We start from the raw sequence: 23627 nt of genomic DNA, 5'->3' as shown, positions 1-23627 counted from the left end.
CCGTCCGGGCGTGTCCCCGCCCGGGCCGAGAGTCATCAGCACCCGGAACTCACCGGTACCGGCGGCTTACGCCTCCCGCGCCCTGAGACGTCGAGAAAAGAATCCGTGAGGCCGTTCGGCCGCTGGACCACCGAGAGGTGGCACAGTCGGCGTGTCCGTCGACCGGCAAGGGCGAAGCCGACACGATGCCGAGCAGGATCTGAGGACCACCCCATCAGAGGCACGCGCGTGATCACACCGTCGGCGGTAGGAACCGGACGTCGAGCGCGAGGTGGCCCGACGACGTGCCCGTGACCAGAAGACCCCGGTGCTCCGTCAGTGCCAGAGCCGGGTCGGCCAGCGGTAGCGCGTGCCCCGTCCCCGTACGCGGGTCCCAGATCCGCACCGTCGTGTCGTCGCTCGCGGTGGCCAGGCGGACGGTCCCGTCCGGCGCGGTGAATACGGACACCGCCCGGACCCCGGCGGTGTGGCCGACGAGGGGTGGGCCCATTTGGAGTCCGGTGGCGGGGTCCCAGACGCGGACCGTCTCGTCGTCGCCGACGGAGACGAGACGGGGAGTGCCGTCCGGGTCGGTGAACGCGGCCACCGCCGTGACCCCGTCGGTATGCCCCAGGAGGGTCGGGCCTCCCTGGGTACCGGTGGCGGGATTCCAGATCCGCACCGTGCCGTCGGTGCCGCCCGAAGCCAAGCGGGGCGCACCGTCGCGGGCCGTGAAGGCCGCCACCGCCGTGACCTGGCCGCTATGCCCCATGAGGGCCTGGCCTTCCTGGGCCTCGGCGGCGGGATTCCAGACCCGCACCGTGCCGTCGGTGCCGCCCGAAGCCAAGCGGGGCGCACCGTCGCGGGCCGTGAAGGCCGCCACCGCCGTCACCACCATCGCCACCCCCGTGAAATCGGCGAGAGCCGGGCCCTGTTGGCCCCCTGTGACCGGATCCCAGACCCGAACGGTCCCGTCCTCACCGCCGGTGACCAGGCGGGGGGCTCCGTCGGGAGCGCTGAAGGCCGCCACCGCCGTCACCCGGTCGGTGTGGCCGACGAGGGGTGGGCCCACCTGGAGTCCGGTGGCCGGGTCCCAGATCTGGACGGTGTCGTCGCGGCCGGCCGAGGCGATGCGAGGGGTACCGTCCGGGTCGGTGAACGCCGCCACGGCCCAGACCACGTTGGTGTGTCCGCTGAGGGGCGGGCCCTCCTGCCTTCCCGTTTCCGGCTCCCAGAGCACCACCGTCCCGTCGTCTTCGGCGATGGCGACCCGGTTCGTGCCGTCCGGTGCGGCGAACGTCCCCAGGACGCGCGGTGAATTGACGTGCCCGACGAGGGAACCGCTCACCGGAGTCCCCGGTACCGGTTCCCAGATCCGCACGGTGTCGTCGCGGCCGGCCGAAGCCAGGCGGGGAGTACCGTCCGGCGCCGCGAACACCGCCACCGACTGCACCCAGTCGGTGTGGCCCACGAGGGGCCGACCCTCCTGGGCCCCCGTGGCCGGATCCCAGATGCGCACCGTCCTGTCGTCGCTGGAGGTGGCGAGGCGCGTCGTGCCGTCGGGGGCGGTGAAGGCCACCACCGCCCAGACCGAATCGGTGTGACCGGTGAACGGCTCCCCCACCTGGGTGCCGGCCTGCGGATCCCAGACGCGCACCGTCATGTCGTCGCTCGCGGTGGCGAGGCGGACGGCGCCGTCGGGGTCGGTGAACACCACCACCGACTGCACCCAGTCGGTGTGGCCCACGAGCGGCTCCCCCACCTGGGTGCCGGTCTGCGGATCCCAGATGCGCACCGTCATGTCGTCGCTCGCGGTGGCGAGGCGGGGGCTCGCCTCCGGACCCGGTGCGGTGAACGTCACCACCGCGGTCACGGACGCGGTGTGGCCCGTGAGGGGCGGCCCCACCTGGGCTCCGGTCGCCGGGTCCCAGATCCGGACCGTACCGTCCCATCCCCCGGTGACGATGCGGGGGGTTCCGTCAGGTGCGGTGAACGCGGCCACCGCCGTCAGCAACTCGGTACGGCCGGTGAAGGGCGGCCCCACCTGGGCTCCGGTGTCCGGGTCCCAGACCCGCAGCGTGTCGTCCCGGCCGGCCGAGGCGAGGCGGGGGGAGCCGTCGGGGGTGGTGAACGCCGCCACCGCCCGCACCCGGTCGGTATGACCCGTGAGGGGCCGGCCCACCTGGGTTCCGGTGGCCGGGTCCCAGATCCGTACCGTCCTGTCGTCGCCGGCGGTGGCGAGGCGGGGGGTGCCGTCCGACGCGGCGAACACGGCCACCGCCCACACCGCGTCAGTGTGGCCGATGAGTTGCAGGTGGAGCCGGTGGGGCTGAACGGCGCCCGCGATGAGGGCGGGGGGCCACGGGCTGCCGGGGAGGAGCTGGTGATGGGGTACGGCGGGGGGTGGGGTGCCTTGGATGTAGGTGGTGCCGAGGCGACGCCACCACCGGCGCCATCCCGTGTCGGTGCCGGGTCGTCCGTGGGGGGTGGTGTCGCGGGCGTGGTGTTGGAGGAGAACGGTTCCGGCGATGGCGGCCGGGAGCGCGTTCGGGGCCAGGCCGTGGTGGAGGGCGTTGGTGGTGATGCCGGCCAGGTCGAGGGTGTCGAGGACGTCCGGGTGGTCCGCGAGGGCCCGGAGGGCTCCGGCCGGGTGGCCGAGGCGGGCGTGGGTGGCCAGGTGGTGGCGGATGTAGGGGTTGACGTGCTCGGGCGATGAGGGGGTGGCCTCGGGGTGGGTGTGCGGGCCCTGGAGGGCGTGCCGGATGAGGGCGGTGGTGATGGCGGCGTGTGCCTGCGGGGTGTCCGAGGCGGTCGTGAAGTGTTCGGCGAAGGTGCGATGGGCGAGGCGGTAGACGGTCTGACCGTGTTCCTGGTCGAGGGCCAGGTAGGGGGCGGCGTCTCGGAGCAGGTCGCGGATGCCGGCGCCGGTGCCGAGGCCCGTGGGGGTGGTGAGGGCGTCGGCGGCGCGTGCCCAGAGGTTGTCCTGGTCAGGCAGGCCACGGCCCTGGGTGAGGCCGAGGGCTTGGAGGAGGGGGGTGTAGTGGGGGTCGGTGCGGTGGAGGCGCTGGAGGGCCCGGGTGAAGAGCCGGCGGTGGGTCTGGCCGATGAGAGGGGTCGGGTCGGCCAGGAGTGCGGGGTCGTTGAGGAGCTCGTGGGCGGCGAGGCGTGCGTAGAGGAACTGTTGGGGCTCGGCACCGGTCTGCGGGTCGTCGGCGACGAGGCGACGGACGGCGTTCGCGATGTGGGTGTCGTCGGTGTTCAGGGTGCCGCGGTGCTGGGCGGCGTGGAGTTTGGCGCGCAGGTATCCGGCGAGCGCCTCCCGGTCCTGGGACACCTCGACGCGCCGCGGGGCGGGTGTGCCCGATCCGCCCGGGGTGGTGGGGCGGGGGTGGAGGGCGTCGAGGATGTTCTCGTCCGCGGGGGTGGGTTGGTCGGGGCCCTCGTGGGTGGAGCGGCGGGTGCCGACGATCACCCGGACGGTGGGCAGCGCGGCGAGGGGACGGAGCAACTGGTCGGCGATGGTGAGGGGTTGGTCGGCTTCGTCGAGGGCGTCGAAGAGCATGGTCAGCGGTTCCCGGCGGTCCTTCAGTCGGTCGAGGAGCCGGCCGGGGAGGTCGGCGGTGGGCCGGCCGTCGGAGGCCTCCTCGGCGAGGTCGGGGAGGCCGGCGGATTCGGCGATGAGCTGGAGCGTACGGCTGAGGGTGACGCCGGTCAGGTGGGCGACGAGGTCGAAGGGGTCGTCGGGACAGGGGGTTCCCGCGGGGAGGGGCTGGAGGTGACCGTGACGGACGAGGACGTCGCGGAGGTGGGTACGGGTGTGCAGGAGTACGTGGCCCAGGAGGGCCGACTTCCCGGCGCCGGCGGGTCCGGTGACCACCAGGGCTCCGCTCGTGGCGGTCGCGAGCCAGTGGAGGATCCGGTCGCGCTCGAGGGTCCGGCCGTGAAAGTACCAGGCGAGCTCGCCGAGCTCGGCGCCGGAGGCCTTGGGCAGGAAGTGGCGCTGCTCGTCGGCGGGGAGCCGGTCGATGACGGCCTGGATCTCGTCGAGCTGGTCCAGAGGTGCGGAAGTGGTGGCGGCGGCGTCGGGCACGACGCGCACCAGCCGGTCGCGGTGGTCGTCGGCGGTGTCACAGCGGTAGCCGCCGAGTTCGGCGCCGAGTTCGATGCCGAGGGTGGCCAGGCCGATGGACGGCCGGCCCCGGAAGGTGACGTTCAGGGCCCGGTCGAGGGCGCGGGTGAAGGCGCCGAGCTCGGCGTACCCCTTCGCGGCGGTGGACAGCAGCAGGTAGCGCTTCGCACCTTGGTGCCGGGTGAGGAGTTCGACGTGGACGCTCGCGGCGAAGCTCTCGGAGAAGCAGGCGTCGATGACGACGATGGCCCAGCTGTTCGCGGTGTCGGGGTGGACCTGACGGCTGCCGATGGCGCGGGCGACGTCGGACGGGGTGACGCCCTCGTCGATGGGGGCCGGTGCGCACTGGTGGGCGAGGAGTTCGGCGCTGCCGTGACCGACCCAGTAGAGCACCGTATCGCCCGCCTGGTGGGCAGCGGGCCTCTTCCAGGGGCCGAGCCGGTTCGACACGGCCTGCAGGTCCTTGTCCTCCGGCGGCACGGTCCACGGGTTGACGTGTACGCCGTACGGCGTGAGCAGGTCGGCGATCGCCCGGACGTGCGGGTCGGTGTCGAGGTCCTCGTGGTTCTCGTAGGCGGTGAAATGGACCGGGAACAGCTCGACCCCGCCGCTCGCGGGCAGCACTCCGCCCGCGTCCTGTTCGCGGGCCGCGGGGATGAAGGCGGATGCGCTGTGCGGGATGGGACCTGTTGAGGGGGCCGAGGTCATGGGCGGGAACCGGGGTCAGGCGTCCGGTGGGGCAACGAGGACGAGTTGGGAGACGGGCGCGTGCCGTCCGGTGTCCAACACCACCCGGTACAGGTCCGGTGCGTCGGCGAAGAACCGGGCGGAGAGGGCACCGTCGGTGCGGTCGGGGTCCCGTTGGAGGGTGAGGGGGTGGCCGACGCGGCCGGTGGTCGCGGACCGGACGCTCAGGCTCACCCCGGCGGGGGTGTCGAGACCGGTGACGGTGAGGGTGAGGGGCTCGCCGTAGGTCCCGCCGAGCCAGGGGGTTTCCAGGCCGGGCCCGGGGGTGGAGCCGTCACCGCCGAGGTGGACGCCTTGCGGGCGCTCCAGGGCGATGCGGCGGATCTGGCGCAGGACCTCGTCGTGGCGCATGAGCGTGCCGTGCTGGCCGAACACGTAGGTGACCGCCTCGGTCCCGGTGCGGGCCGAGGGCATGTGGACCGTTCCGTCGCCGGAGGCGTCGAGGCGGGCGGGGATGCCGGTGGCCGGATCACGTACCAGGTCGCCGTCCTCGCCGACGTCGAAGGAGTGGGGCAGGCCCTCGACCACCGCGGTGCCCTCTCGCGTCCGCTCGGTCAGGGTCTGTACGGTCGCCTGCGCCTCGCCGACGACCGCCCGGTGCCCCGGCAGCACGAACCCCTCCCTACGCAGGCGCGCGTGCTCGCCCAACGACCGCGCGGCCAAGGCCTCGTCACCGCCGAAACGAGCGACGTCCGGCGCGGTGAGCCGGTCCACCTCCAGCCCCCGGTCCAGGCAGCGGTAACCGGGCAGCAGGTCGTGGACGCCGGGCAGGGTGGCCGCCATCGCCTGCACCCCGCGCAGCAGCCGACGCGGTTTGACCTGGGCGTTCAGGAGGTTCAGCGCGAGGACGGCCTTCGCGGAACCCAGGAACGGCGTCCCGACGGTGATCACCGCCCGGGTGTCGGCGGCGAGTTCCGGGTCCTGCTCCAGCGCGGCACGCACCACCAAGCCGCCCATCGAGTGCGCCACGAACAGCAGCCGTGGCCGGCGGCCGGGCACCGCCGCCGCCTGCTCGCGCCACCGGGTCAGGTGCGCGCGGGCCGCTTGGGCCAGCAGGGCGCCGTTGTAGGAGACCGCGAGGCGCCAGTCGTACGGGAACGGCGCCACGGCCGCCGGTGCCAGGGTGACCTTCCGCAGGGTGTCGACCACGTCGCCGTAGGGGTCGAGGCCCTCGAAGACGGGAAGCCACCACGGCTTGTCCAGCAGGCGGGCCGCGCGGATGCCGGTCAGTGGATCGCGCCGGGCGGTGTCGGCGTCGGCGGCCCGCTCCCGCTCGTCCGCGTGCAGCGTGGCGAGCAGGCTCCCGCCGGTCGCCGCGTTCGTCAGCTTCGCCAGGTCGACGCCCCACAGGGGCTCGCCCGTCTTCGCGTCCTCGAGGACGCTGCCCATGATGCCGGGCACCACGACGCAAGCGTCCCTGGTCCGGTCGTCGAACACCGGCGGCAGTCCTGTCGGCGACATGGCACGCCCGGACCCGTCATCCCCCACAGTCGTCCCCATGCCCCGACGATAGGGGCACGCACCCGCCCGCGCAGGAGCTTCGCCGAAGGAGGACCCCACCGAGCGGGGCCCGCGGCGCCGAGCATCTCGGCGAGGACGGCGAAGTGTCCTGCGGGAGGAGCCGCTCGCCGAAGAAGCGCCGCAGCGCCGCCGTTGCCGTAGCCGCTGCCGTCGCCGTCGCCGACCACGACCCGCGGTTCCGGCGCCGCGGCGTCGCCCCGCGCCGTGATTCGCGGCGCGGGGCGACGCCTTCCCTGCCGGGTCAGAGGAGGGCGACCGAGCTCGCCCGGTCGTTCATCGCGTCCCCGATGTAGGAGGTCGACTGCTGGTACTCCTGGTGGACGCCGGAGGTGTTGGGGGCGTCCCACAACTCCAGCCAGCAGGACAGCGTGGTCAACGAACTGACGGAGTTGTTCCACGTGCCGTCGAGGTTGATCTGGGCATCGCGGCCGTTCCCGCTCCGACAACCGCTGGCACCGGTCAGGACCAGGGCCGACCCTCCGTAGTTGGCGTCCGTGTAGACGACTCCGAGCTGCACGGCCGACGCCCCCGTGGTGTCCGGGAGAGCCTTGAGGCGGTCGGTCAGCTTCTGGTCGATGTGCTTCGCCGACAGAGGTGCGTCGGTGACCCGTCCGTCGGTGGAGGCGGCCACGGCCTCCCGGAACGTGCCGTAGCAGCGCATGTCGCCCGAATCGATGTCGAGCACGCAGTTCTTCCGGACGGGCGCCGCGTTCGCGGTGGCGGCTCCCGTGCCGAGGGTCAGGACGGTGGTGGCCAAGGCGATGGCAACGGCGGTACGTGACGTGCGAGCAAACACAGGTCGCTCCTGTCTCGTGGGCGTTCTCCCAACACCGTGGATGCTGCCGCCCCCCGCCCCGCGTGGGACAGAGGCACATTCGGCCAGGGTAGATGTATGCGCCACGCGTTAAGGCGCGGGCGCGGACGGCACCGCGCACCACGCGTGCTCCGTGACCGGCCGTGACACGCCATGAAGGTCATGGGCGGAGGAGGGGAAAGGGGCTGCGGAATCGGCGCAAAAGCGTTCGAGACGCCAGTTACCCGACTGCCGGAGGCGAGGGTCGACGCTTCGAAGCGGCACGGCTTAAGGTGTCGGAGACGAGAGAAGAGACCCACCGGTGGACTCACAGATCACCCGCATACGCACCAAGTTGGCGAAGGTCCCCTACCAGCCGCGCCGAAGCCACTCCGTGTTCGAGGAACGCCACCGATTCCGGCTGCGTCCTCGTATCACCGCCTCGGACGTGAACGCCTTCGAGGCCGAGGAGCGCCTCGTTCTGCCCGCGCCCTACCGGGCGTTCCTCATGGAACTCGGGGACGGCGGCGCCGGCCCCTTCCACGGTCTCCTCCCGCTGGACGCATGCCGGTTGTACACGATGAACCGGAAACCGGCGGACGGCAGCCCGCGGGGATTCACGCACGTGGACCACCCGAACGCCGAGCGGGGCGACCTGTTCCTCCACATCATCGAGATGGGCTGCAGCGACCTGGGCCTCATCGCCGTGACCGGCCCCCTCGCCGGCCGTGTGGTCACCGGCAACGCGGACGGCTTCCGGCCACCGAACGTCTCGTCCGCGCCGGACTTCCTCGGCTGGTACGAACGGTGGCTCGACCACATGCGCGAGGGCAAGGACAACCGCGCGCTGGGACTGACCTCCCCGGCGATCGTCGCCGCCGCCTCGTGGGGCCCGCGCGCCACCGTCCGCGCGGGCTCAGCGGGTCGGGCGCCGCGGCGGGTGGGCCACCCCTGATTCCCGGCCGCTCAGTTCGGCGTCCAGCGTCTCCTGGGCCATGCGCATCGCCTCGGCGTACTTCGGCTCGGACATGCGCTCCCAGGCCCGGTCGGGCGCGACGTCCTCGACGCGGCTCACCACCCACCAGATGTTGCCGAACGGGTCCCGTACGCGACCCCCGCGATCCCCCCACGCGCTGTCGGCCGCCTCGGTGACGACCCGCGCCCCGTGTGCGACGGCGGCGGCCATGGCGGCGTCGGCGTCCGGGACATAGATCCTGAGCAGGGCCGGCATCACCGGCCAGTCGGACCGGCGGTCGAAGGCCAGTACCACCGTGTCACCGACGCGGATCTCGCCGTGGCCGATGGTGCCGTCCTCGACCGGGACGCGGGCGATCTCCTCCCCGTCGAACGCGGCGGTGATGAAGTCGAGCAGCGCACCGGTGTCGTCGGTGACGACCCACGGTGCGACGCTGGTGTAGCCCTCGGGCGCGGTGTGCCTCATCGGTCTCTTCCTCTCGCCGGAACCTTCGCGATGTGACGACCCTAGGACCCAACCAGGACAGCTGCGGTCCTACATCGGGCGTGGGAGGAGCACGAGTCGCCGCAGCGGGTCACGAGTCCAGGGCGTGGTACATGACGTGCAGCCCGACCGGTCCCAGCGTGGGATGCCGGAAGGCGCCGGGAACCGTACCGATCACCTCGAAACCGAGGCGCTCGTACAGTCCGAGCGCCGGCGCGTTGGAGGCCGCGACGGCGTTGAACTGGACCCCGGCGAATCCCTGGTTCCGCGCCCAGTCCAGCAGGTACTCGCCCAACGCCCGACCGACGCCCCGACCGCGTGCTTGCGCGGCGACCATGAAGTTTCCGCTCGCGATGTGCGCACCCGGACCGGGGCGGTTGGCGTACATGTTGGAGGTGCCGAGTACGCGCCCGCCCTCCACCGCCACGACGACGTGCCCCGGCGACGGAACCACCCACAAGTCGTGTGCCTGCGCCTCGTCTTGCAGGGGGTCGTAGCAGAAGGTGTCCCCCTTGCGAACGATCTGCTCGATGATCGGCCAGACCTGCGGCCAATCCCCCTCGTCGTACGTTCGGATGTCCATCCACGCGAGACTAGCCAACGGCGAGGGGCGCTCCCACCGGATATTCTCCGGGGTCCGTGCCGATCCCCGTTCGGATCGGGCTCTCGGTTCGGTGCGCCGTTCGTGGCGTGCGCGGGCGAGGTGACGTGCCCTCCGAGGGGAAGGACACGAGCGCCTCGGTGCGGGCCGTCCGACACGCTCACCCGGTGCGGGTGGTCGCGTGGGACAGCGCCACCCCGCCGATGATCAGGGCGAGGGCCAGGAGGCGGCCCGGGGTCACCGGGTCCTTGTGGAGCACGACGCCCAGGGTGATGGCGCCGGCCGCGCCGATCCCGGTGAAGACCGCGTAGGCGGTGCCGACCGGCAGGCCCTTCATCGCCAGGGAGAGCAGGTAGACGGCGACGGCGGCGAGCGCGAAGCAGAGCAGCGTGGGCAGGGGGCGGGTGAAGCCGGCCGTCGGCTTGATGCTCTGCGACCAGGCGACCTCCACCAGGCCGGCGGCGAGGAGGAGCAGCCAGTTCACAGGGCCGCTCCTGTCGCGCGGGCGAGCTCCAGCGCCGCCGCCCTGGACCGGTCGTGCTCCCCGCGCCGTCCGGCGAGGGCCGGATCGGTGCGGGAGTTGACGAGTTCGGTGCCGAGGAAGGTCATGTCCTCGTCGGGGACGGCGAAGTGGCCGGTGAGGAAGTCGCGCAGGTAGCGCTCCTGGTGGTCGTAGGGGTGGCGCGGGGTGCCCGGCCCGTACGCGCCGCCGCGGGCGTGGGCCACGACGAAGCGCCGTCCGGCCAGGGACATGCGGGGGAAGGTGACCTGGTCGATCCAGGCCTTCAGGGACGCGGGGATCGAGTAGTTGTACATCGGCGTGGCGATCAGGACGGCGTCGGCGGCGAGGAGTTCGGACAGCAGCGGCTCGACGACGGCCCAGGTCTCCTCCTGCGCGCGGGTGCGCACGGCTTCCCGGTAGCGGGCGGGGTCGGTGATCCCGTGCTCCAGGACGTGGTCGCACAGCTCGGTCCAGGCCTCGCCGATGTGCGGTACGGGGGCGGCCGCCAGGTCGCGCCGTACGTGGACGCCTCCTGGGTGGGACGCGCGCCAGGCGGCGGCGACGGCGTCGCCCACCTCCCGGCTGAAGGACAGGCGGCGCGCGCTGGCGTCGAGGTGCAGCAGCGTGGACATGACGGGACCCCCTCGGTACGGCCGGAACATTAACCGGACACAGTGTCCAGTTATACCGGACGTACGACCCAACCGGACAGTGCGTCCACTTATTCCGGTAGGCTGGGCCCCATGGAGACGAGGGAACGCGCGGACGCCGCCCGCAACCGGGCCAAGGTGCTCGCGGCCGCCGCCGAGCTGTTCGCCGCCGGCGATCCGCGGTCGGTCACGATGGACGACATCGCCCGGGCCGCCGGCATCGGCCGCGGCACGCTCTACCGGCGCTACCCGGACGTCACGTCCATCGCGGCGGCCCTCCTCGACGAGCACGAACGCCGCCTCCAGGCGGAACTGCTGCACGGCACGCCCCCATTGGGCCCGGGCGCGCCACCGCTCGAGCGGCTCACCGCGTTCTACGCCGCCATGGTCGACCTGCTCGACGGCCACGGCCACCTGGTGCTGGGCGCCGAGACCGGCGAGAAGCGCTTCACGGTCGGCGCGTACGGCTTCTGGCGCGCCCACGTCCTCGCCCTGCTGCGCGCGTCGGGCACCCCGGACCCGGAGGCCCTCGTGGACGGCCTCCTCGCCCCGCTCGCCCCGGAGGTCTTCCTCCAGCAACGCGCGCGGGGGGTGACGCCCGACCGGATCAAGGCGGCGCTGGGGCGACTGGCGAGGGCGCTGCCGGGCGACTGATCGAACGGGGCGCCCCGGGACCGGCGATGCAGGCGCCCCGTCGGCGGATGTCGGCGGATGTCGGTGCCGTGTGGGTCCGGTGTCGGTGGCGGCTGACACCTTCGAGGGGTCCGGCCGGGTGAGCACCCGGCCCCGGCTCGACGGGCCGGAACTCGGGATTGGGGATCTCTCATGCATGACGTGGTGATCGTGGGCGCGGGCCCGGTCGGGCTCTTCCTCGCCTGCGAACTCGGCCTCGCGGGCTGCTCCGTGCTGGTCCTGGAGCAGGAGCCGGTGCCGGAGTCGCCGTGGCGTACGGAACCGCTCGGTCTGCGGGGTCTGTTCGGCTCCTCCCTCGCGGCGTTCCACCGCCGCGGCCTGCTGGACGAGCTGATGGAGGCGTCCTTCGACTTCGACGGACGACGCGACGCCGACGCCGACGCCGAATCCGACGCCGCCTTATCGGACGGGCCGTCACGACCGCGCATGGTGGGCCACTTCGCCGGGATGATGCTCGACGCGGCCAGGCTCGACACGGCCGCCTTCCCGTTCCGGTCGACCGGCCCCGTCCCGGACATCGCCATGATCAGCCTCCAGGCCCTGGAGTCGCTGCTGGCCCGACGGGCCGTCAAACTGGGCGTCGACATCCGGCGCGGCGTCACCGTGGACGCGCTCGCCCGGCACGAGGAGCACGTGGTCGTCTCCGCGGACGGGGCCGGCTTCGAAGCCCGCTGGGTCGTCGGCTGCGACGGGGGACGCAGCGCGGTACGCCGTCTCGCCGGCTTCGCGTTCACCGGCACCGAGCCGGAGGTGACCGGATACACCGTGCTCGGCACGCTCGCCGACCCGGACCAGCTGCGTCCGGGCTTCAACCTGACTCCGACGGGCATGTACGTCCGGATGCCCCTCGCGGGCCACATCGCCATGCTGGACTTCGACGGCGGCGCGTTCGACCGCACGCGCCAGCCCACCCTCGACCACCTCCAGACGGTGCTGCGCCGCATATCGGGCACCGACGCCACCTTCACCGAGGTCCGGATGGCCTCCAGCTTCACCGACCGGGCCAAGCAGGCGACGACGTACCGCGAGGGCCGCGTCCTGCTCGCGGGCGACGCGGCGCACATCCACTCGCCACTGGGTGGCCAGGGCCTGAACACCGGCATCGGCGACGCCGTGAACCTGGGCTGGAAGCTCGCGGCGACCGCGCGCGGCCACGCCCCGGACGGGCTCCTCGACACCTACGACCGCGAGCGCCGGCCGATCGGCGCCCAGGTCCTCGACTGGTCGCGCGCCCAGGTGTCCGTCATGAGGCCGGACCGGCACGCCCATGCGATGCAGAACGTGCTCCGCGACCTGCTCGACACCCGGGACGGAACGACGTACGTCTTCGGGAGGCTGTCGGGTGCGTCGCTCCGCTACGACCTCGGCGACGCGCATCCGCTGGTGGGCCGCAGCGCCCCCGAGTTCCTGCTCGGGGAGGGCGCGCGCTTGGGCGAGCTGATGCGGGAGGGGCGGGGCGTCGTCCTCGACTTCAGTGCCGACCGGCGGTTGGACGGCCCGGCGGCGGCCTGGCGGGACCGCCTGGAGCACGTGTCCGGGGCGCCGGCGGAGGACTTCGGGCTGGGCGCCGTACTGGTCCGGCCGGACGGCGTCGTAGCCTGGGCCGCCGACCGCGACTTCACCGTGGACGGGTTCGCCCGGGCGGCAGCCCGGTGGTTCGACCGCCCGTAGACCTGACGGGGCGGACGGCGTCGCCTGTACGAACGGCTCCTCGGGGCGGTCAGGTCTGGTTGCGGATCAACCATCCCGGGCAGGTCCGCTCCGACCTGCCCGGGATCGCCCCTCGCCGGCGAGGGGCGCGACGTACCCGTCGGGCGGTCAGTCGTCGAGGGGAACGGGCTCCGTCTCCCAGACCTTGATGCTGCCGTCGCCGGTCTTGGTGCTCCAGGCCCCGAACCGGCCCTGGCTGGTGATCACGCAGAAGTCCCCGAGGGTACTGGCCAAGGGCGTCGTCTTCCGCTGCCATGCGGAAGGCGGCACCGTCAGGCAGTCCCCGAGGCCGGGCTCGTACTCCATGTACGCGAAGCGGGCACCGTTGAGGGCCTCGAGCACGAAGAGCCCGGTCTCGACGTCGGCGTCCTTGTCGGTCACCTTCGCGGTGTCGAAGTCGAAGTCCTGGTAGATCAGCGGGTAGTACTCGCCCTCGATCCTGACCGGGTCCTCCGGACTGTCGACGATGGCCACCGTGGTGTCCGTGGTCTCGGCCTTCACGGTGAGGGTCCGCTTGGCGGGCGAGAGGGTTCCGAGGACGGTGCCCTTGGCGCGCACGCTCACCTCGGCGTCCGCCGCGACCGCGTACACCTCGGAGCGGGCGGCGGTGCCCTCGCCCCGGGTGATGACGAGCCGCCAGTCCTTCGGCGCCCCCTCTCCGAGGAGGTAGGCGCTGAGGGCGTCGGCGGCCAGGTCCCCGATGGTCCGGGTGACCTTCATGCCGGCGGAGGACCGGACCACGGTGCGGCCCGCCTTGTCGGTCACCACGCGGGCCACTCCCACGGCCACCTGCCGGGTGGCCACCCGTGCGGCGGCGCCCGTGCAGGCCGTGAGGGCGCCGACCATCAGGACGAGGGCGAGGCCGATCGCGGGGAGGGCGCGCGGGCGGGTACGGCGGAGCCGCAGGAAGGGGATTCCGGAGCGGTGTCCGGGTATCGGACCTCGGGTCATGGCGTGCCGCCTTTCGGCAGGAGGTCGACGGGGCGGCGGGTCCTCGGGCGACGGGGGCCCGCCGGGGTCATCCGTTCCCCGTTCCCCACCCGCCATGCGCCCAGGGGCGGGCGGCCATCGGCCCTCCACTGCCGCGCATCGGGACGTTGCGGGAGCACCGTCGCCCTCGGCCTGTCCGGCCCGACCGCCCCCGGGTCCGGCGTCCCAGGCCGGCCGAGGCGCCCGAAGCGGTTCCGCGGAGTCGGGCCTCAGGGCCGGTAGATGAGTTCGATCAGCATCCCGACGATGCCGGCCCAGACTCCGATGCCCAGCAGCCACATCAGGTCGAGGGCCGCTCCGGTGACGACGAGCGTCAGGCCGACCGCCGTCAGGGCGAGGACAGTGCGTCGGACGGGTCGGTCGGGGCGCCAGGAAGTCGTCACAGGGAAAGGATCCCGCCGGGGTGACGCTCGGACGGGACGCAGACGGGTTTCCTGGCATTTTCCCTACGCCCGGAATCAACCTGCATGGATGTGGGGGCGGCGGGCGCGGTACGCTTCAGCCTCGCGCATGACCTCGCGCATGACCGGCGGAGACCTCGCCGTGGCCCAGGAAGATGAACCTCGCGAGGTTCCGTGTGCGGGCTCGGGAAGCCGCTCGTGTCGGTGACTGCGGTCGGTCACGCCTGCCGGCGTCCACGCGCGTCGCGTTCCGTTGCGGTGGCGTGGTGGGCGCCCGGATCACGCGTCCCAGGTGACCGGGAGACTCTTCACCCCGAAGATGTCCGCCGCCTCCGGGCGCAGGACTACCTCCTCGGCCGGTACGGCCAGGCGCAGCGTCGGGAACCGATCGAGCAGCGCGCGGAAGGCGACCCGCATCTCGATTCGGGCCAGCTGGGCGCCCAGGCACAGGTGGATGCCGTGGCCGAAGGCCAGGTGCCCGCCGTCCTGACGGTGGATGTCGAGCAGGTGGGGGTCGGCGAAGCGCTCGGGGTCGCGGTTGGCGGTGTGGTACGACAGGACGACGGTCGCGCCGGCCTTGATCGTCTGACCTCCCACCTCGACGTCCACGAGCGCCGTGCGGTGGAACGTCTTGGCGACGCTCAGGTACCGCAGCAGTTCCTCCACCGCCTGGTCGATCAGCGCGGGGTCGGCACGCAGGGCTGCCAACTGCGCCGGGTTCTGGAGCAGCGCGAAGGTGCCGAGGGACAGCATGTTCGCGGTCGTGTCGAATCCGGCCGCCAGCAGGATCAGGCTGATCCCCTTCAGCTCCTCGTCCGTCAGGTCGCTGTCGGTGAGTTCGCTGAGGACGTCGTCGGTGGGGTTCGCGCGCTTGGCGACGACGAGCCGTGCGAGGTACTCCTGGGTCGCGGTGTAGGCCGCGATCAGTTCCTCGTCGCTGGTCTCCCCGCCCATGAACGTGTCGATCTGTTCCTGGAAGGAGGCCCGGTCCTGGTAGGGGACGCCGAGCAGTTCGCAGATGACGATGGTGGGGATGGGCTTGGCGAAGGCGGTCACCAGGTCCGCGGTCGTGCCGGCCCGCTCCATGGCGTCCAGGCGGTCGGCGGTGATCTCCTCGATGCGCTCGGCCAGCAGCCGCATGCGGCGGGCGGTGAACCTGCCCACCAGCGGTTTCCGGTAACGCCCGTGCTGGGGCTCGTCCATGAGGAGGAACTCGCCGGGCGGCGCCGGAGGAAGCTCGAAGTCGACCACGTTCATGAGGTCCCTGCGCGAGCTGAACCGCGCGTCGGCGAGGACGGATTTGACCAGGTCGTATCCGGTGATGACCCAGCCGGGTTTCCCACCGGGGTGGGTGTACTTGCTGATGGAGCCGTGGCTGCGGGCGTCCGTCAGCTCCGCCGGCGGGTCGAAGGGGCAGCCGGACCGACGCTCCGTCGGCAGTGCGGTGACGGTGTGCACGGAATCGCTCATGACCAGTCCTCGTGTCGTCATGCGTCACGTGGTTGACGCATCACGAAAGCTACGTTGCGTTCACAATCCAGTCAATGACATGAAGGAAGCATCCCCAGCTGAGAGGTAGGGAATTGATGCAATGACACTGAGCATTAACGCAATCCTTCGTTGCATTGAATGGCCGCGAAGGCAACGTCGGCCGCCTGCCGTGAGGACTGTCCCCGGGGGCGTGAACGGAGCCCCTCGGCCGTCGCCGTGCGCGTCGGGGTCCCGGCAGCCCGACCGGCAGGAAAACCCGCCGGGGCGAAGGCCTTGGACCGGCTCGGTGATCCCGAGTGGCTGGGAGCGACAGCCGAAATCCCGTGGAGCCCCTACGCGTGACGTGGAATGATCTTGGTCGCTGCTCATGAAGGGGAAGGCCGAAATCGTGTACGTACCGTCATCCGCACGAGCTCTCGATGACGACGAGCGTGAACTCGTGGAGCTGGCACGCCGCACCATCGACGCGCATACCGACGCCGGTCCCGACGAGGATGGGATCCACACGGTGGGCGCCGCGGTCATGGCCGCCGACTACCGGATGTTCGCCGGCGTGAACCTCTACCACTTCACCGGCGGACCCTGCGCCGAACTCGTGGCCCTCGGGGCCGCACGGGCCCAGGGTGCCCGCCAGATGCGCTGCATCGTCGCCGTGGGAAACCACGGGCGCGGCATCATCGGCCCGTGCGGGCGCGATCGGCAGGTCTTCGTGGACTACTACCCCACCATGCGCGTCATCGTGCCCACGCCCGAGGGGCCCAGGTCCGTTCTCGCCGCCGACCTGCTGCCGCTGACCCAGCGGTGGACCCCGGAAGGCATGGGCGGTCTCGACCCGTCGCTCTACCAGGACCCCGAGACCGTCGGTCCCCCGATCATCCGGTTCAATCCCCGCTACCTCGAAGCCGTACGTTCCGGCGCCAAGACCAAAACCACCCGCTTCCGGGATCCGGCCCGACTCGGGCCGGCGCGGCTGGTGTTCGAGAGCGACCCCGAAGTCGTCCTGCCCGCGGAGGTGACCGACATCAGGCACTGCCTGGTCGGCGACCTCACCGACCAGGACGCCCGAGCCGAAGGGCTGACGACCGCGGCCGATCTCCGGGAAGGCCTCACGGGCCACTACCCGGATCTGGCGGGAACCGACGAGGTCGACGTCATCACCTTCCGGATCAGCGACGAGCCAGGGGCCCCCTGAACCTCGGAGCGCCGGTGATACGGGCCCGGCCGCAACGGCAAGGCCCGCCGCACTCCGGCGGAACATCTCCCCCACGTCGAGGAGAGCAACGCCGTCGCCGGGCACCAGGTCCACCGAGTCGTCGCCCTGGGCGGTCGAGCCCCCATGCCCTTCGCTGAGCGCGCGAAGCACCCATCAGAAACATCGAGTGCGGCAAAGGGGCGTTGATGTCAGCCGAAGTTGATCGCTGACTTCGGCTCGTCAGGGTGTCGCCAGGTCGTCGAGGTCTCCATGCACCCGGAGCTGGAGCGGTTCTTCTTCGTCGACGATGACGACGACGATCGCGACCAGCGCCGGTACGGTCCCAGGACGGGTGAGCCGGTGGTCCGGGCGGACAGACGGACCGGCGCGTGGAGTAGGTTCGCGCGCCGGCGCCGCGCGCCTTCCCGCGCTCCCCGAACGTCTGCTCAACTGTGCCCCTTCCAACCAGCAAGGGAGCCAGCCGTGGGAAAACCCGTCACCGGCCGTACCGCCCGCCGACTCTTCGCAGGTGCGGCCGGCGTCGCCGCCGCTTTCGCCTTCTCGCTCGCCACGGCTCCGCAGGCGGCCGCCACGGCGGGCGGCTGCACAACCTCCACCGGGCCCGGCTACGTCTGCGTGAACGTGTACGGCTCGGGCCTGCGGGTCGACAAGGGCAACGTGGTGCGCACCAAGCCCGACGGGATCTGCAACTACCGGGCCGCGCTCGTCGCCAAGTACCCGGGTAGGGCCGACACCTACTACTGGGGGAACTACCACCACGGCTGTGTCTACGGCCGGGCCTACGTGGACGTGACCGTCCAGTGGTCGTTCGGGTCCGGAGTCCGGGTCTGTGGCTACTTCTACGAGAGCGGAACCCTCCAGCCCGGTCAGCCGTGCGTGACCGTCAAACGCTAGAGCCGCACCCCGGCCCCTTCCTGCCGACCCGCGAAGAGGGGCCCGCCGCAGCGGTCTCTCTCGCCATGTGATGCGCCGGTTGGATGGGCAACGACGTCCTCGGCCCTGCGCGGCAGGGGTCGCGGTTGCGGTGGACGGCGACCATGGCACCCTCGGCACCGATCGTGCCTTTGATCCGGCCACCGAGGGTGCGGGACGCTCCGCCGACGAGGACGACCATGCCGTCGAGCCCGTCGGCATGGTGCCGCCCCGAGGCCGCCTCGGGGGTTGGAGCCCGGTGCCGCGGCCTACCGGCTCGGATCGCGGCCGACCGCTCCGCCCCCACTACGTCCTACTTCTCCTCCGGCTCCCAGGCGCGGAGCAGGTCGAGCAGCCCCGCGTCTCCGTCAACGCGCAAGGAGTCGGCCTTGATCCGGTCGTACAGGTAGAGGACCAGCTCACTGGCCGTGCCCTGGACGGAGGCGCCGGCCGCCTCAGCGTCCTCGCCGGTCGCGGGGATACGGGTGACGCGCGCGCCGTCGCCGTCGACGGTGAGGCGCCAGGAGTGGCCCTCGGCGGCGTGGAAGTCGAAGGCCGTGGGCTTGTGCGGCCAGGCACTCGGCGTCGCGCAGACGGTGAACAGGAACTCCTCGACGCCGTCGAGAGCCAGCTCGACCGGCAGCGACTGCGGGGAACCCCCGGCGAGCTGGGCGTCGTACGTGTGCACCGCGGTCTCCTGGACCCGGTGCCGGGCGGTACCGCCGGCGGTCTGCGGTGACTGCGACGCGGGCCACCACGTCCAGCATCCGCTCTCCGGTCCCGCCGTGCGCAGGGCGTCCAGCAGAAGCTGCGTCGACTCGTCCAGCCAGGCCAGCAGGACCTCACGGTCCTGCGGCAGTTCCAGCGCGGCGCGCGCGGCGACTGCCTCGGCCGGGGGACCGTCGGCAGGCCCAGCGCCGACGATGGCGGCCCAGAAACGGTCTCCCCCACCCAGGTGCTTCACCAGATCGAACAGCGTCCAGCCGGGGCAGGACGGCACCTCGGCGTCGAGACCGGGCGCGGCGGCGACCACGGCCCGGAAGGCGGTCGACCGCTCATCGATCAGTCGCAGCAGCTCAGGGAACTCAAGATTCTTTTCCACGCCGGATGTCTATCACCATGTCCGGTGATCGGACAGTGATTTTCACCGTGACCGCCGGTTCGCCGGGCCCCGGCGACGCGCGGATGCGTGCGGACGATCGTGGAGTCGACCGCGACCACCCTGCGCTCGGATCTCTCCGATGTCGGCGCCGTGGTGGAGGATCTCTCGCATGGCTACGACCGCTGCTGACTACCTGTGGTTCGGGAAGGACTTTCCGGACCTCGCCGAGTCCTATTGCGTCACCTTCGTACACAACATACCCCCCAGCGAGCTGCTGAACAGGTTGGGCGGCCGACCTGAACCCGAGGTCGACGGGATCACCGCGCTCGTCGACACCGCATATGACCTCTGGGGCCCCAGCACCACGCGGACGTACCTCGGAATGACGACGCTCGGCCCCTGGACCCTCATGATCGAGCCCAACGGCTGGCACGGAGTGAACGAGGAAAAGGCCCTGCCCGCATCAGTCGGCACCCGGTGGATCTCCCACTACGACAACGCGAACGCCAACAACGACGGATCGTTCCTCTGGGCCGAAGACACCGAAGTCCGAATCCACTTCGAACTCCGCGAAGCCGACCACCTCACCGGCACCCGCGCCGGGGACTTCGCCGACACCATCCGCCGCTTCGGCTTCCCCTTTCCCGAAGACCCCACCGATACGGACGGCGACCTGGCCGTTCCTGCCGCCTTCGCACTGGCCGAGCACCTCACCGGCAACCGCATCACCCCGCCCCTCCTCCAGGACACCACCTTCATCTGCGGCACCGCCGAGTTCCGCTGAAGGGCGATGCCTTGCGTTCCGCTCGCGGACCGGGCCCTCGACGGCCGGAGACCAACGCCCGGGCAGCGAGGGGACCCGATCCCGGCGTGTGGGAGGATGCCGTTCATGAGTTGCATCCGAAGGGGCCGTGCCTCGTAGAACACCGGCCTCGCTTCGATCGCGGACGCGCAGTTGGGGAAGCCCCTGGGTGCGGTACCGCGATGTCCCGGGTCTGTCGGGAGCGGCGAACGCCGCCGTCCGTGCGATCGAACGGGACCGATTGTCGCCCGGCATCGTGGCGGTGGCGCTGAGCGTGTGGTCCGTGCGGGTTCACGGCACGCAGCGGCGGTGGAGGCCATGGGAGGCTGAGTTCATCTGCCTGTGCTGTGGTGAAGGTTGGGCCCGGGACAAGCTGCAAGAGGCACTGTTCCTTCTCCCGGCGAGGGCCGCCGGCGAACTCCGGGTACGGGTCGAGCGCCTGGACGCCATGCTCCTCGGGCGAACGCATCACGAGCCGACGGCAGAGCCGGGGTTGGCGTGGTGGCATCGCAGGAGCTGACCGCGTCCCTGCCGCCGCGCCCGTCCGGCCTCCGGCTCCTTGGCAGCCTCTCCGGACAGCCTTGCGCAACACCCCGTTGCGATGGATGGCGATCCGGGAAGGCTGGAGGACCTTCTCTTCGACGAGGAGGCCAACTACGTGGCGGCCAGGGCGTTCCCCCGGGCCGCGGGGGACGAAGCGTGGGGGGAGGTGGCCAGCGCGGACGACGGCGACACGGACGTCGACCGCGAACGGCTCGATCCGGCGGAGGCGTTCGACTTCGACGACGCGGAAGAGATGCGACGCAGGCTGCCGGCCCTCGCCGCCCTGTTCCTGCCGTGAGGCCTCCCGGACCTCATCGGTGGGGGACGGGTATCCCCGCGGCGCGGAGTCTGGTCTCGGTGAGTGCGGTCAGGCGGGCCGCGACCGGTGCCCGGTCCTCACCGTGGTTGTTGATCAGCTTGTACTGGGCCGAGGCCTTGGCCCATGCCCGCAGGCTGGCCTGGTCCCTCAGCAGCGCGGGGTTGGCGAGGTAGCGGTCGGCCATGGCGGCCGCGAGTTCCTCGATCCTCGGGTCGTCCGGCTCCCAGGACGCGGCCTCCCAGCCGCGCTTGGCCAGGACGAGGTACTCGGGGTCGTCCAGACCGTGTTCGAGCTGACCGAGGAAGCCGTCGAAGCCCTCCGGCACCAGCGCCCGGGCCAGGACCAAGGCCTCCCGCTGGGCGGCCACGTAGTCGGGGCCGAAGCCGAGGCCGGGCATCCGGTCCAGGACAGCGCAGGCGCGTTCGGGCAGCAGGGCCCGGTCACCGTCGGCGAGCCGGCGCAGCGTGTCGCGGCGGGCGATCAGTTCGTCGATGCGCTCGGTGAGCTGCCGCTCGACGTCGGTGAGAGCGGCGCCGAACCGCGCGGCGTCGGCGTCGAGCATGGGCCCGATCTCGGCCAGCGGCACGCCCGCGGCCGCCAGCGTACGCACCTGGACCAGTTGCAGGAGGTCGTCGGATCCGTACCGCCGGTAGCCGGAGCCGTCACGTTCCGGTTCCGCGGCCAGGCCGAGCTTGTGGTAGTGCCGGACCGTCTTGACCGTGATGCCGACGAACGCCGCCGCCTGCCCGATCGTGATTCCGTTCCTCATCGGGCCGACTTTCCTCAGAACACCGTTTGCACGAAGCGCTGTTGGGCGCTCCGAAAGGCCGGGGCTATCGACAGGGCGGCGTCGTCCACCCAGGTCAGCCCGGCGGTCAGGGTCCTGCCGCCGTCGGGGGTGCCGTACATCAGCGACGCCGAGCCCATGATCGCGCCGTTGTGGTGGAAGATGGTGCCGCCCTCCATCTCCTGCGCGAACACTCCCAGGCCGTAGCCGACGGTCGCCTCCGGCGTACGCATCTCGGCCAGCAGCTCGGCGGGCAGGAGCCTGCCGCCCATCAGCGCGGAGAAGTAGGTGTGCAGGTCCCGGGTGGTCGAGATCATGTCACCACCGGCCCCGACCCAGGACGGGTTCTGCCGCGTCACGTCGATCGTCCGCTCCTGCCCGGCATCCTCGTAGCCGTAGTAGCCGTGGTTGTGCGGCGCGGGAATCTCGGACGAGGCGCCCGGCGCCACGGTGCCGGTCATCCCCAGCGGTCCCAGTACCAGCCGCTGCAACTCCTCGGTGAACGAACGGCCGGTGACCCTCTCGACCACCAGCCGGGCCAGCACGTAGTTGGTGTTCGCGTAACTCCAACCCTCACCCGGCGCGAACCGCGCCGGCTTGGACAAGGACAGCCGCACCAGCTCCTCGGGCGGGTAGGTCTTGAAGCGGTTGTCCACCCAGTCCTTGCCCTGCCAGGGGACCCCCGGCACGATCGTGCCGTCCTCGTAGAGCTCGCCGGTGTGGTTGAAGATCCCGCTGGTGTGCTGAAGGAGCATGCGCATGGTGATCCGCGGGTCGAGACCGAACTCGGGCAGGTGGTCATCGGCCGGGGCGTCCAGGCCGATCCTTCCCTCGGCCACCAGCATGAGCACCGAGGTGGCGACGAAACTCTTGGTGCTGCTGCCGATGCGGAAGTGCCCGTTCGTCAGCGCCCCGGTGCTCTGGCCCAGTTCGCGCGCACCGGCGCTGCCGACCCATTCGCCCCGCTCGTCGTTCACCCGGAGCTGGACCCCGACGAAGCCGGCCTCTGCCAGCTCATCGATCGCCTTCCGCAGCTCCGGACGGTCCTGCCCCTGGTCGGAAAGGTCGGTGGACGTGTTGCCGGGCATGTTGCCGGGCCTGTTGCCGGACATGTTGCTCCTCCACATCGGTCGTACCGGGTCGGCGTCGTGCCGATGCGATGAGCCTCCACCCTGCCCCGAGGTCAACCTCAAGCGTGATCCGGCCCACAGTGCCGCTGCCGGTCGGCGAGCCGAGCGTGAAGCGCCCCCTCGTCGGAGCGCGGGCAGCGCCGGTCAGGGTGAGGGGGGCGAGGGGTGGTAGCGGACGGTGGGGCCGGGGCGGTAGTGGCGGAAGTGGTCCACCAGGCTGGTGCCCCGGGCCAGGTCCAGGAGGAAGTCGGTGAAGGGGCCGGGCGCTTCCTCCCAGGTGCCGTCCTCGTCCTGGATGACGATGCGCCAGTCGGCCGGATCGGGCTCTTCGGGAAGGAAGTAGTAGAAACCCATGCCGTCCTCCGCACCGCCCCAAAGGATCAGCCCGCCGGGATCGGGGTGGACCGGGAACGGCCGGCGCTCGGGATCTCCGAGGTGAGAGCCGGGACCGGACGTCGGCCAGAGCCGTTCGAGTTCCTCCCGGCTCCCGTCCACGGGCCGGTCGATCCACAGGAAGCCCTCGAACGCGCCCGGACCGTACAGATCGAGGAAGGCCTTGTAGTCGGGCGGCAGGGCGGTCCCGAGGTGTTCCTCGGCCGCCTCCCACAAGCGCGGCCGGGCCCGGCCCCAACAGGCGGGCTCGCCGAGCAGCTCCCGCAGTCTCTCCAGTGGGGACGGCATGGCTGCTCCTGGGTCGCCGGATCCGGTCCGCGGTGAAGCGTCGCACACGGGTACGACAGCAGCCCACGCGGTGACCTTCCGCGACTCCACGGGCCTGAACACCGTGTCGCGCGTCGTCCGCCGTTTCGTCCCTTCGGAGGACGGGACGGACAAGGAAGCCCGGTGAGATGGAGGAGTCCGTTTCCCCTCCCTCCGGTCGCCCAGGAGATGCCCATGCCTACCGCCACTTCTGCCCACGGTCTTCGCGAGCCTCGACTCGACTTCCTGGAACTGCTTCGGATTCCGGTGATTTCCGACGGGCGCGCACAGGAGCAGGAACTCTGTGTCGCCGCTTGCGGTTCCTTCTGCTTTCAGAGCGGGAGCCGGCGGCGGTCGCCGAGGGTCCGCGCCCAAGTCGAGGTGCTGGCCCTCCGTTGATCGGCCTTCGGCCCTCAGCACTCGGGGGAGGGCCGCACCGGTTCATCCGGAACCG

General features: G+C 71.7%; 21 protein-coding genes. 7 read left to right on the top strand and 14 right to left on the bottom strand.

The window, feature by feature from the left end:
• Positions 1-232: 232 nt before the first annotated feature.
• The 3 genes from ACZ6ZI_RS21030 to ACZ6ZI_RS21020 form a co-directional block, all read right to left on the bottom strand.
• Complete coding sequence (locus ACZ6ZI_RS21030; protein WP_469522990.1) at positions 233-4816, bottom strand: AAA family ATPase; 4584 nt, start codon at positions 4814-4816, stop codon at positions 233-235.
• Between the two features lie 15 nt (positions 4817-4831).
• Positions 4832-6259, bottom strand: a complete 1428-nt coding sequence (locus ACZ6ZI_RS21025) for a lipase/acyltransferase domain-containing protein (RefSeq protein ID WP_469522986.1) — start codon at positions 6257-6259, stop codon at positions 4832-4834.
• Positions 6260-6617: 358 nt separating this feature from the next.
• The gene (locus ACZ6ZI_RS21020) at positions 6618-7172 is read right to left on the bottom strand and encodes a hypothetical protein (RefSeq protein ID WP_469522983.1); all 555 of its coding nucleotides are present in this window, start codon (positions 7170-7172) and stop codon (positions 6618-6620) included.
• A gap of 319 nt (positions 7173-7491) precedes the next feature.
• On the opposite strand from ACZ6ZI_RS21020, the gene ACZ6ZI_RS21015 reads away from it, so the two are divergent.
• Entirely contained in the window at positions 7492-8124 is a 633-nt protein-coding gene (locus ACZ6ZI_RS21015; RefSeq protein ID WP_469522980.1) for an SMI1/KNR4 family protein, read from the top strand.
• Here ACZ6ZI_RS21015 and ACZ6ZI_RS21010 read toward each other — a convergent pair.
• From ACZ6ZI_RS21010 to ACZ6ZI_RS20995, 4 genes are all read right to left on the bottom strand, one after another.
• Entirely contained in the window at positions 8086-8610 is a 525-nt protein-coding gene (locus ACZ6ZI_RS21010; protein ID WP_469522977.1) for a VOC family protein, read from the bottom strand. The two genes, ACZ6ZI_RS21015 and ACZ6ZI_RS21010, sit on opposite strands and share 39 nt — an antisense overlap.
• A gap of 109 nt (positions 8611-8719) precedes the next feature.
• Positions 8720-9211 carry a GNAT family N-acetyltransferase gene (locus ACZ6ZI_RS21005; protein WP_469522974.1) on the bottom strand — a complete coding sequence of 164 codons (492 nt, stop codon included), beginning with the start codon at positions 9209-9211 and terminating at the stop codon, positions 8720-8722.
• A gap of 178 nt (positions 9212-9389) precedes the next feature.
• Complete coding sequence (locus tag ACZ6ZI_RS21000; protein WP_363053951.1) at positions 9390-9713, bottom strand: DMT family transporter; 324 nt, start codon at positions 9711-9713, stop codon at positions 9390-9392.
• Positions 9710-10363: an FMN-dependent NADH-azoreductase gene (locus tag ACZ6ZI_RS20995; RefSeq protein WP_469522970.1), complete on the bottom strand. Its 654-nt coding sequence runs from the start codon at positions 10361-10363 to the stop codon at positions 9710-9712. Before ACZ6ZI_RS20995 ends, ACZ6ZI_RS21000 begins: the two co-directional genes overlap by 4 nt.
• A 111-nt stretch (positions 10364-10474) precedes the next feature.
• Between ACZ6ZI_RS20995 and ACZ6ZI_RS20990 the strand changes: the two genes are divergently transcribed.
• Entirely contained in the window at positions 10475-11035 is a 561-nt protein-coding gene (locus tag ACZ6ZI_RS20990; protein WP_469522967.1) for a TetR/AcrR family transcriptional regulator, read from the top strand.
• 171 nt (positions 11036-11206) lie between these two features.
• A complete protein-coding gene (locus ACZ6ZI_RS20985; protein ID WP_469522964.1) occupies positions 11207-12745 on the top strand; it encodes an FAD-dependent oxidoreductase in 1539 nt (512 codons plus the stop codon).
• Positions 12746-12892: 147 nt separating this feature from the next.
• Here the strand turns inward: ACZ6ZI_RS20985 and ACZ6ZI_RS20980 are convergent, their stop codons facing one another.
• The 3 genes from ACZ6ZI_RS20980 to ACZ6ZI_RS20970 all read right to left on the bottom strand — a co-directional run bounded on the left by ACZ6ZI_RS20980 (position 12893) and on the right by ACZ6ZI_RS20970 (position 15645).
• On the bottom strand, positions 12893-13735 hold the full coding sequence (locus tag ACZ6ZI_RS20980) for a hypothetical protein (protein WP_469522962.1): 843 nt from the start codon (positions 13733-13735) through the stop codon (positions 12893-12895).
• 248 nt (positions 13736-13983) lie between these two features.
• A complete protein-coding gene (locus tag ACZ6ZI_RS20975; RefSeq protein WP_469522959.1) occupies positions 13984-14157 on the bottom strand; it encodes a hypothetical protein in 174 nt (57 codons plus the stop codon).
• A gap of 297 nt (positions 14158-14454) precedes the next feature.
• Entirely contained in the window at positions 14455-15645 is a 1191-nt protein-coding gene (locus tag ACZ6ZI_RS20970) for a cytochrome P450 (RefSeq protein ID WP_469522957.1), read from the bottom strand.
• 460 nt (positions 15646-16105) lie between these two features.
• Here ACZ6ZI_RS20970 and ACZ6ZI_RS20965 point away from each other — a divergent pair, with 460 nt between their 5' ends.
• A complete protein-coding gene (locus tag ACZ6ZI_RS20965; RefSeq protein WP_469522955.1) occupies positions 16106-16858 on the top strand; it encodes an ASCH domain-containing protein in 753 nt (250 codons plus the stop codon).
• Positions 16859-17341: 483 nt separating this feature from the next.
• A complete protein-coding gene (locus tag ACZ6ZI_RS20960; RefSeq protein ID WP_469522952.1) occupies positions 17342-17773 on the top strand; it encodes a hypothetical protein in 432 nt (143 codons plus the stop codon).
• 331 nt (positions 17774-18104) lie between these two features.
• Here ACZ6ZI_RS20960 and ACZ6ZI_RS20955 read toward each other — a convergent pair whose 3' ends face one another.
• A complete protein-coding gene (locus ACZ6ZI_RS20955; protein WP_469522949.1) occupies positions 18105-18893 on the bottom strand; it encodes a maleylpyruvate isomerase family mycothiol-dependent enzyme in 789 nt (262 codons plus the stop codon).
• A 169-nt stretch (positions 18894-19062) separates the two neighbouring features.
• Between ACZ6ZI_RS20955 and ACZ6ZI_RS20950 the strand changes: the two genes are divergently transcribed.
• Positions 19063-19677, top strand: coding sequence for a DUF6461 domain-containing protein (locus ACZ6ZI_RS20950; RefSeq protein ID WP_469522946.1), 615 nt, complete (start codon positions 19063-19065; stop codon positions 19675-19677).
• A gap of 619 nt (positions 19678-20296) precedes the next feature.
• Positions 20297-20536, top strand: coding sequence for a hypothetical protein (locus tag ACZ6ZI_RS20945; RefSeq protein ID WP_469522944.1), 240 nt, complete (start codon positions 20297-20299; stop codon positions 20534-20536).
• Between the two features lie 13 nt (positions 20537-20549).
• Here the strand turns inward: ACZ6ZI_RS20945 and ACZ6ZI_RS20940 are convergent, their stop codons facing one another.
• The 3 genes from ACZ6ZI_RS20940 to ACZ6ZI_RS20930 form a co-directional block, all read right to left on the bottom strand.
• Positions 20550-21326 carry a MerR family transcriptional regulator gene (locus ACZ6ZI_RS20940; RefSeq protein WP_469522941.1) on the bottom strand — a complete coding sequence of 259 codons (777 nt, stop codon included), beginning with the start codon at positions 21324-21326 and terminating at the stop codon, positions 20550-20552.
• Between the two features lie 14 nt (positions 21327-21340).
• Positions 21341-22456, bottom strand: a complete 1116-nt coding sequence (locus ACZ6ZI_RS20935; protein WP_469522937.1) for a serine hydrolase domain-containing protein — start codon at positions 22454-22456, stop codon at positions 21341-21343.
• Positions 22457-22618: 162 nt separating this feature from the next.
• The gene (locus tag ACZ6ZI_RS20930) at positions 22619-23155 is read right to left on the bottom strand and encodes an SMI1/KNR4 family protein (protein WP_469522935.1); all 537 of its coding nucleotides are present in this window, start codon (positions 23153-23155) and stop codon (positions 22619-22621) included.
• Positions 23156-23627 lie beyond the last annotated feature (472 nt).

Source organism: Streptomyces sp. NPDC103540 (genome assembly GCF_055584445.1).
The sequence above is the reverse complement of the archived record's forward strand: the minus strand, read 5'-3'. Positions and strand labels throughout refer to the sequence as shown.

Bases quoted from the DNA above. Each gene is read 5' to 3' on its own strand.
- ACZ6ZI_RS21010 (WP_469522977.1), bottom strand. From the start codon at position 8,610: ATGAGGCACACCGCGCCCGAGGGCTACACCAGCGTCGCACCGTGGGTC.
- ACZ6ZI_RS20950 (WP_469522946.1), top strand. From the start codon at position 19,063: ATGGCTACGACCGCTGCTGACTACCTGTGGTTCGGGAAGGACTTTCCG.
- ACZ6ZI_RS20980 (WP_469522962.1), bottom strand. From the start codon at position 13,735: ATGACCCGAGGTCCGATACCCGGACACCGCTCCGGAATCCCCTTCCTG.
- ACZ6ZI_RS20970 (WP_469522957.1), bottom strand. From the start codon at position 15,645: ATGAGCGATTCCGTGCACACCGTCACCGCACTGCCGACGGAGCGTCGG.
- ACZ6ZI_RS20930 (WP_469522935.1), bottom strand. From the start codon at position 23,155: ATGCCGTCCCCACTGGAGAGACTGCGGGAGCTGCTCGGCGAGCCCGCC.
- ACZ6ZI_RS20940 (WP_469522941.1), bottom strand. From the start codon at position 21,326: ATGAGGAACGGAATCACGATCGGGCAGGCGGCGGCGTTCGTCGGCATC.
- ACZ6ZI_RS20945 (WP_469522944.1), top strand. From the start codon at position 20,297: ATGGATGGCGATCCGGGAAGGCTGGAGGACCTTCTCTTCGACGAGGAG.
- ACZ6ZI_RS20995 (WP_469522970.1), bottom strand. From the start codon at position 10,363: ATGTCCACGCTGCTGCACCTCGACGCCAGCGCGCGCCGCCTGTCCTTC.
- ACZ6ZI_RS20985 (WP_469522964.1), top strand. From the start codon at position 11,207: ATGCATGACGTGGTGATCGTGGGCGCGGGCCCGGTCGGGCTCTTCCTC.
- ACZ6ZI_RS21030 (WP_469522990.1), bottom strand. From the start codon at position 4,816: ATGACCTCGGCCCCCTCAACAGGTCCCATCCCGCACAGCGCATCCGCC.
- ACZ6ZI_RS20990 (WP_469522967.1), top strand. From the start codon at position 10,475: ATGGAGACGAGGGAACGCGCGGACGCCGCCCGCAACCGGGCCAAGGTG.
- ACZ6ZI_RS20935 (WP_469522937.1), bottom strand. From the start codon at position 22,456: ATGTCCGGCAACAGGCCCGGCAACATGCCCGGCAACACGTCCACCGAC.
- ACZ6ZI_RS21005 (WP_469522974.1), bottom strand. From the start codon at position 9,211: ATGGACATCCGAACGTACGACGAGGGGGATTGGCCGCAGGTCTGGCCG.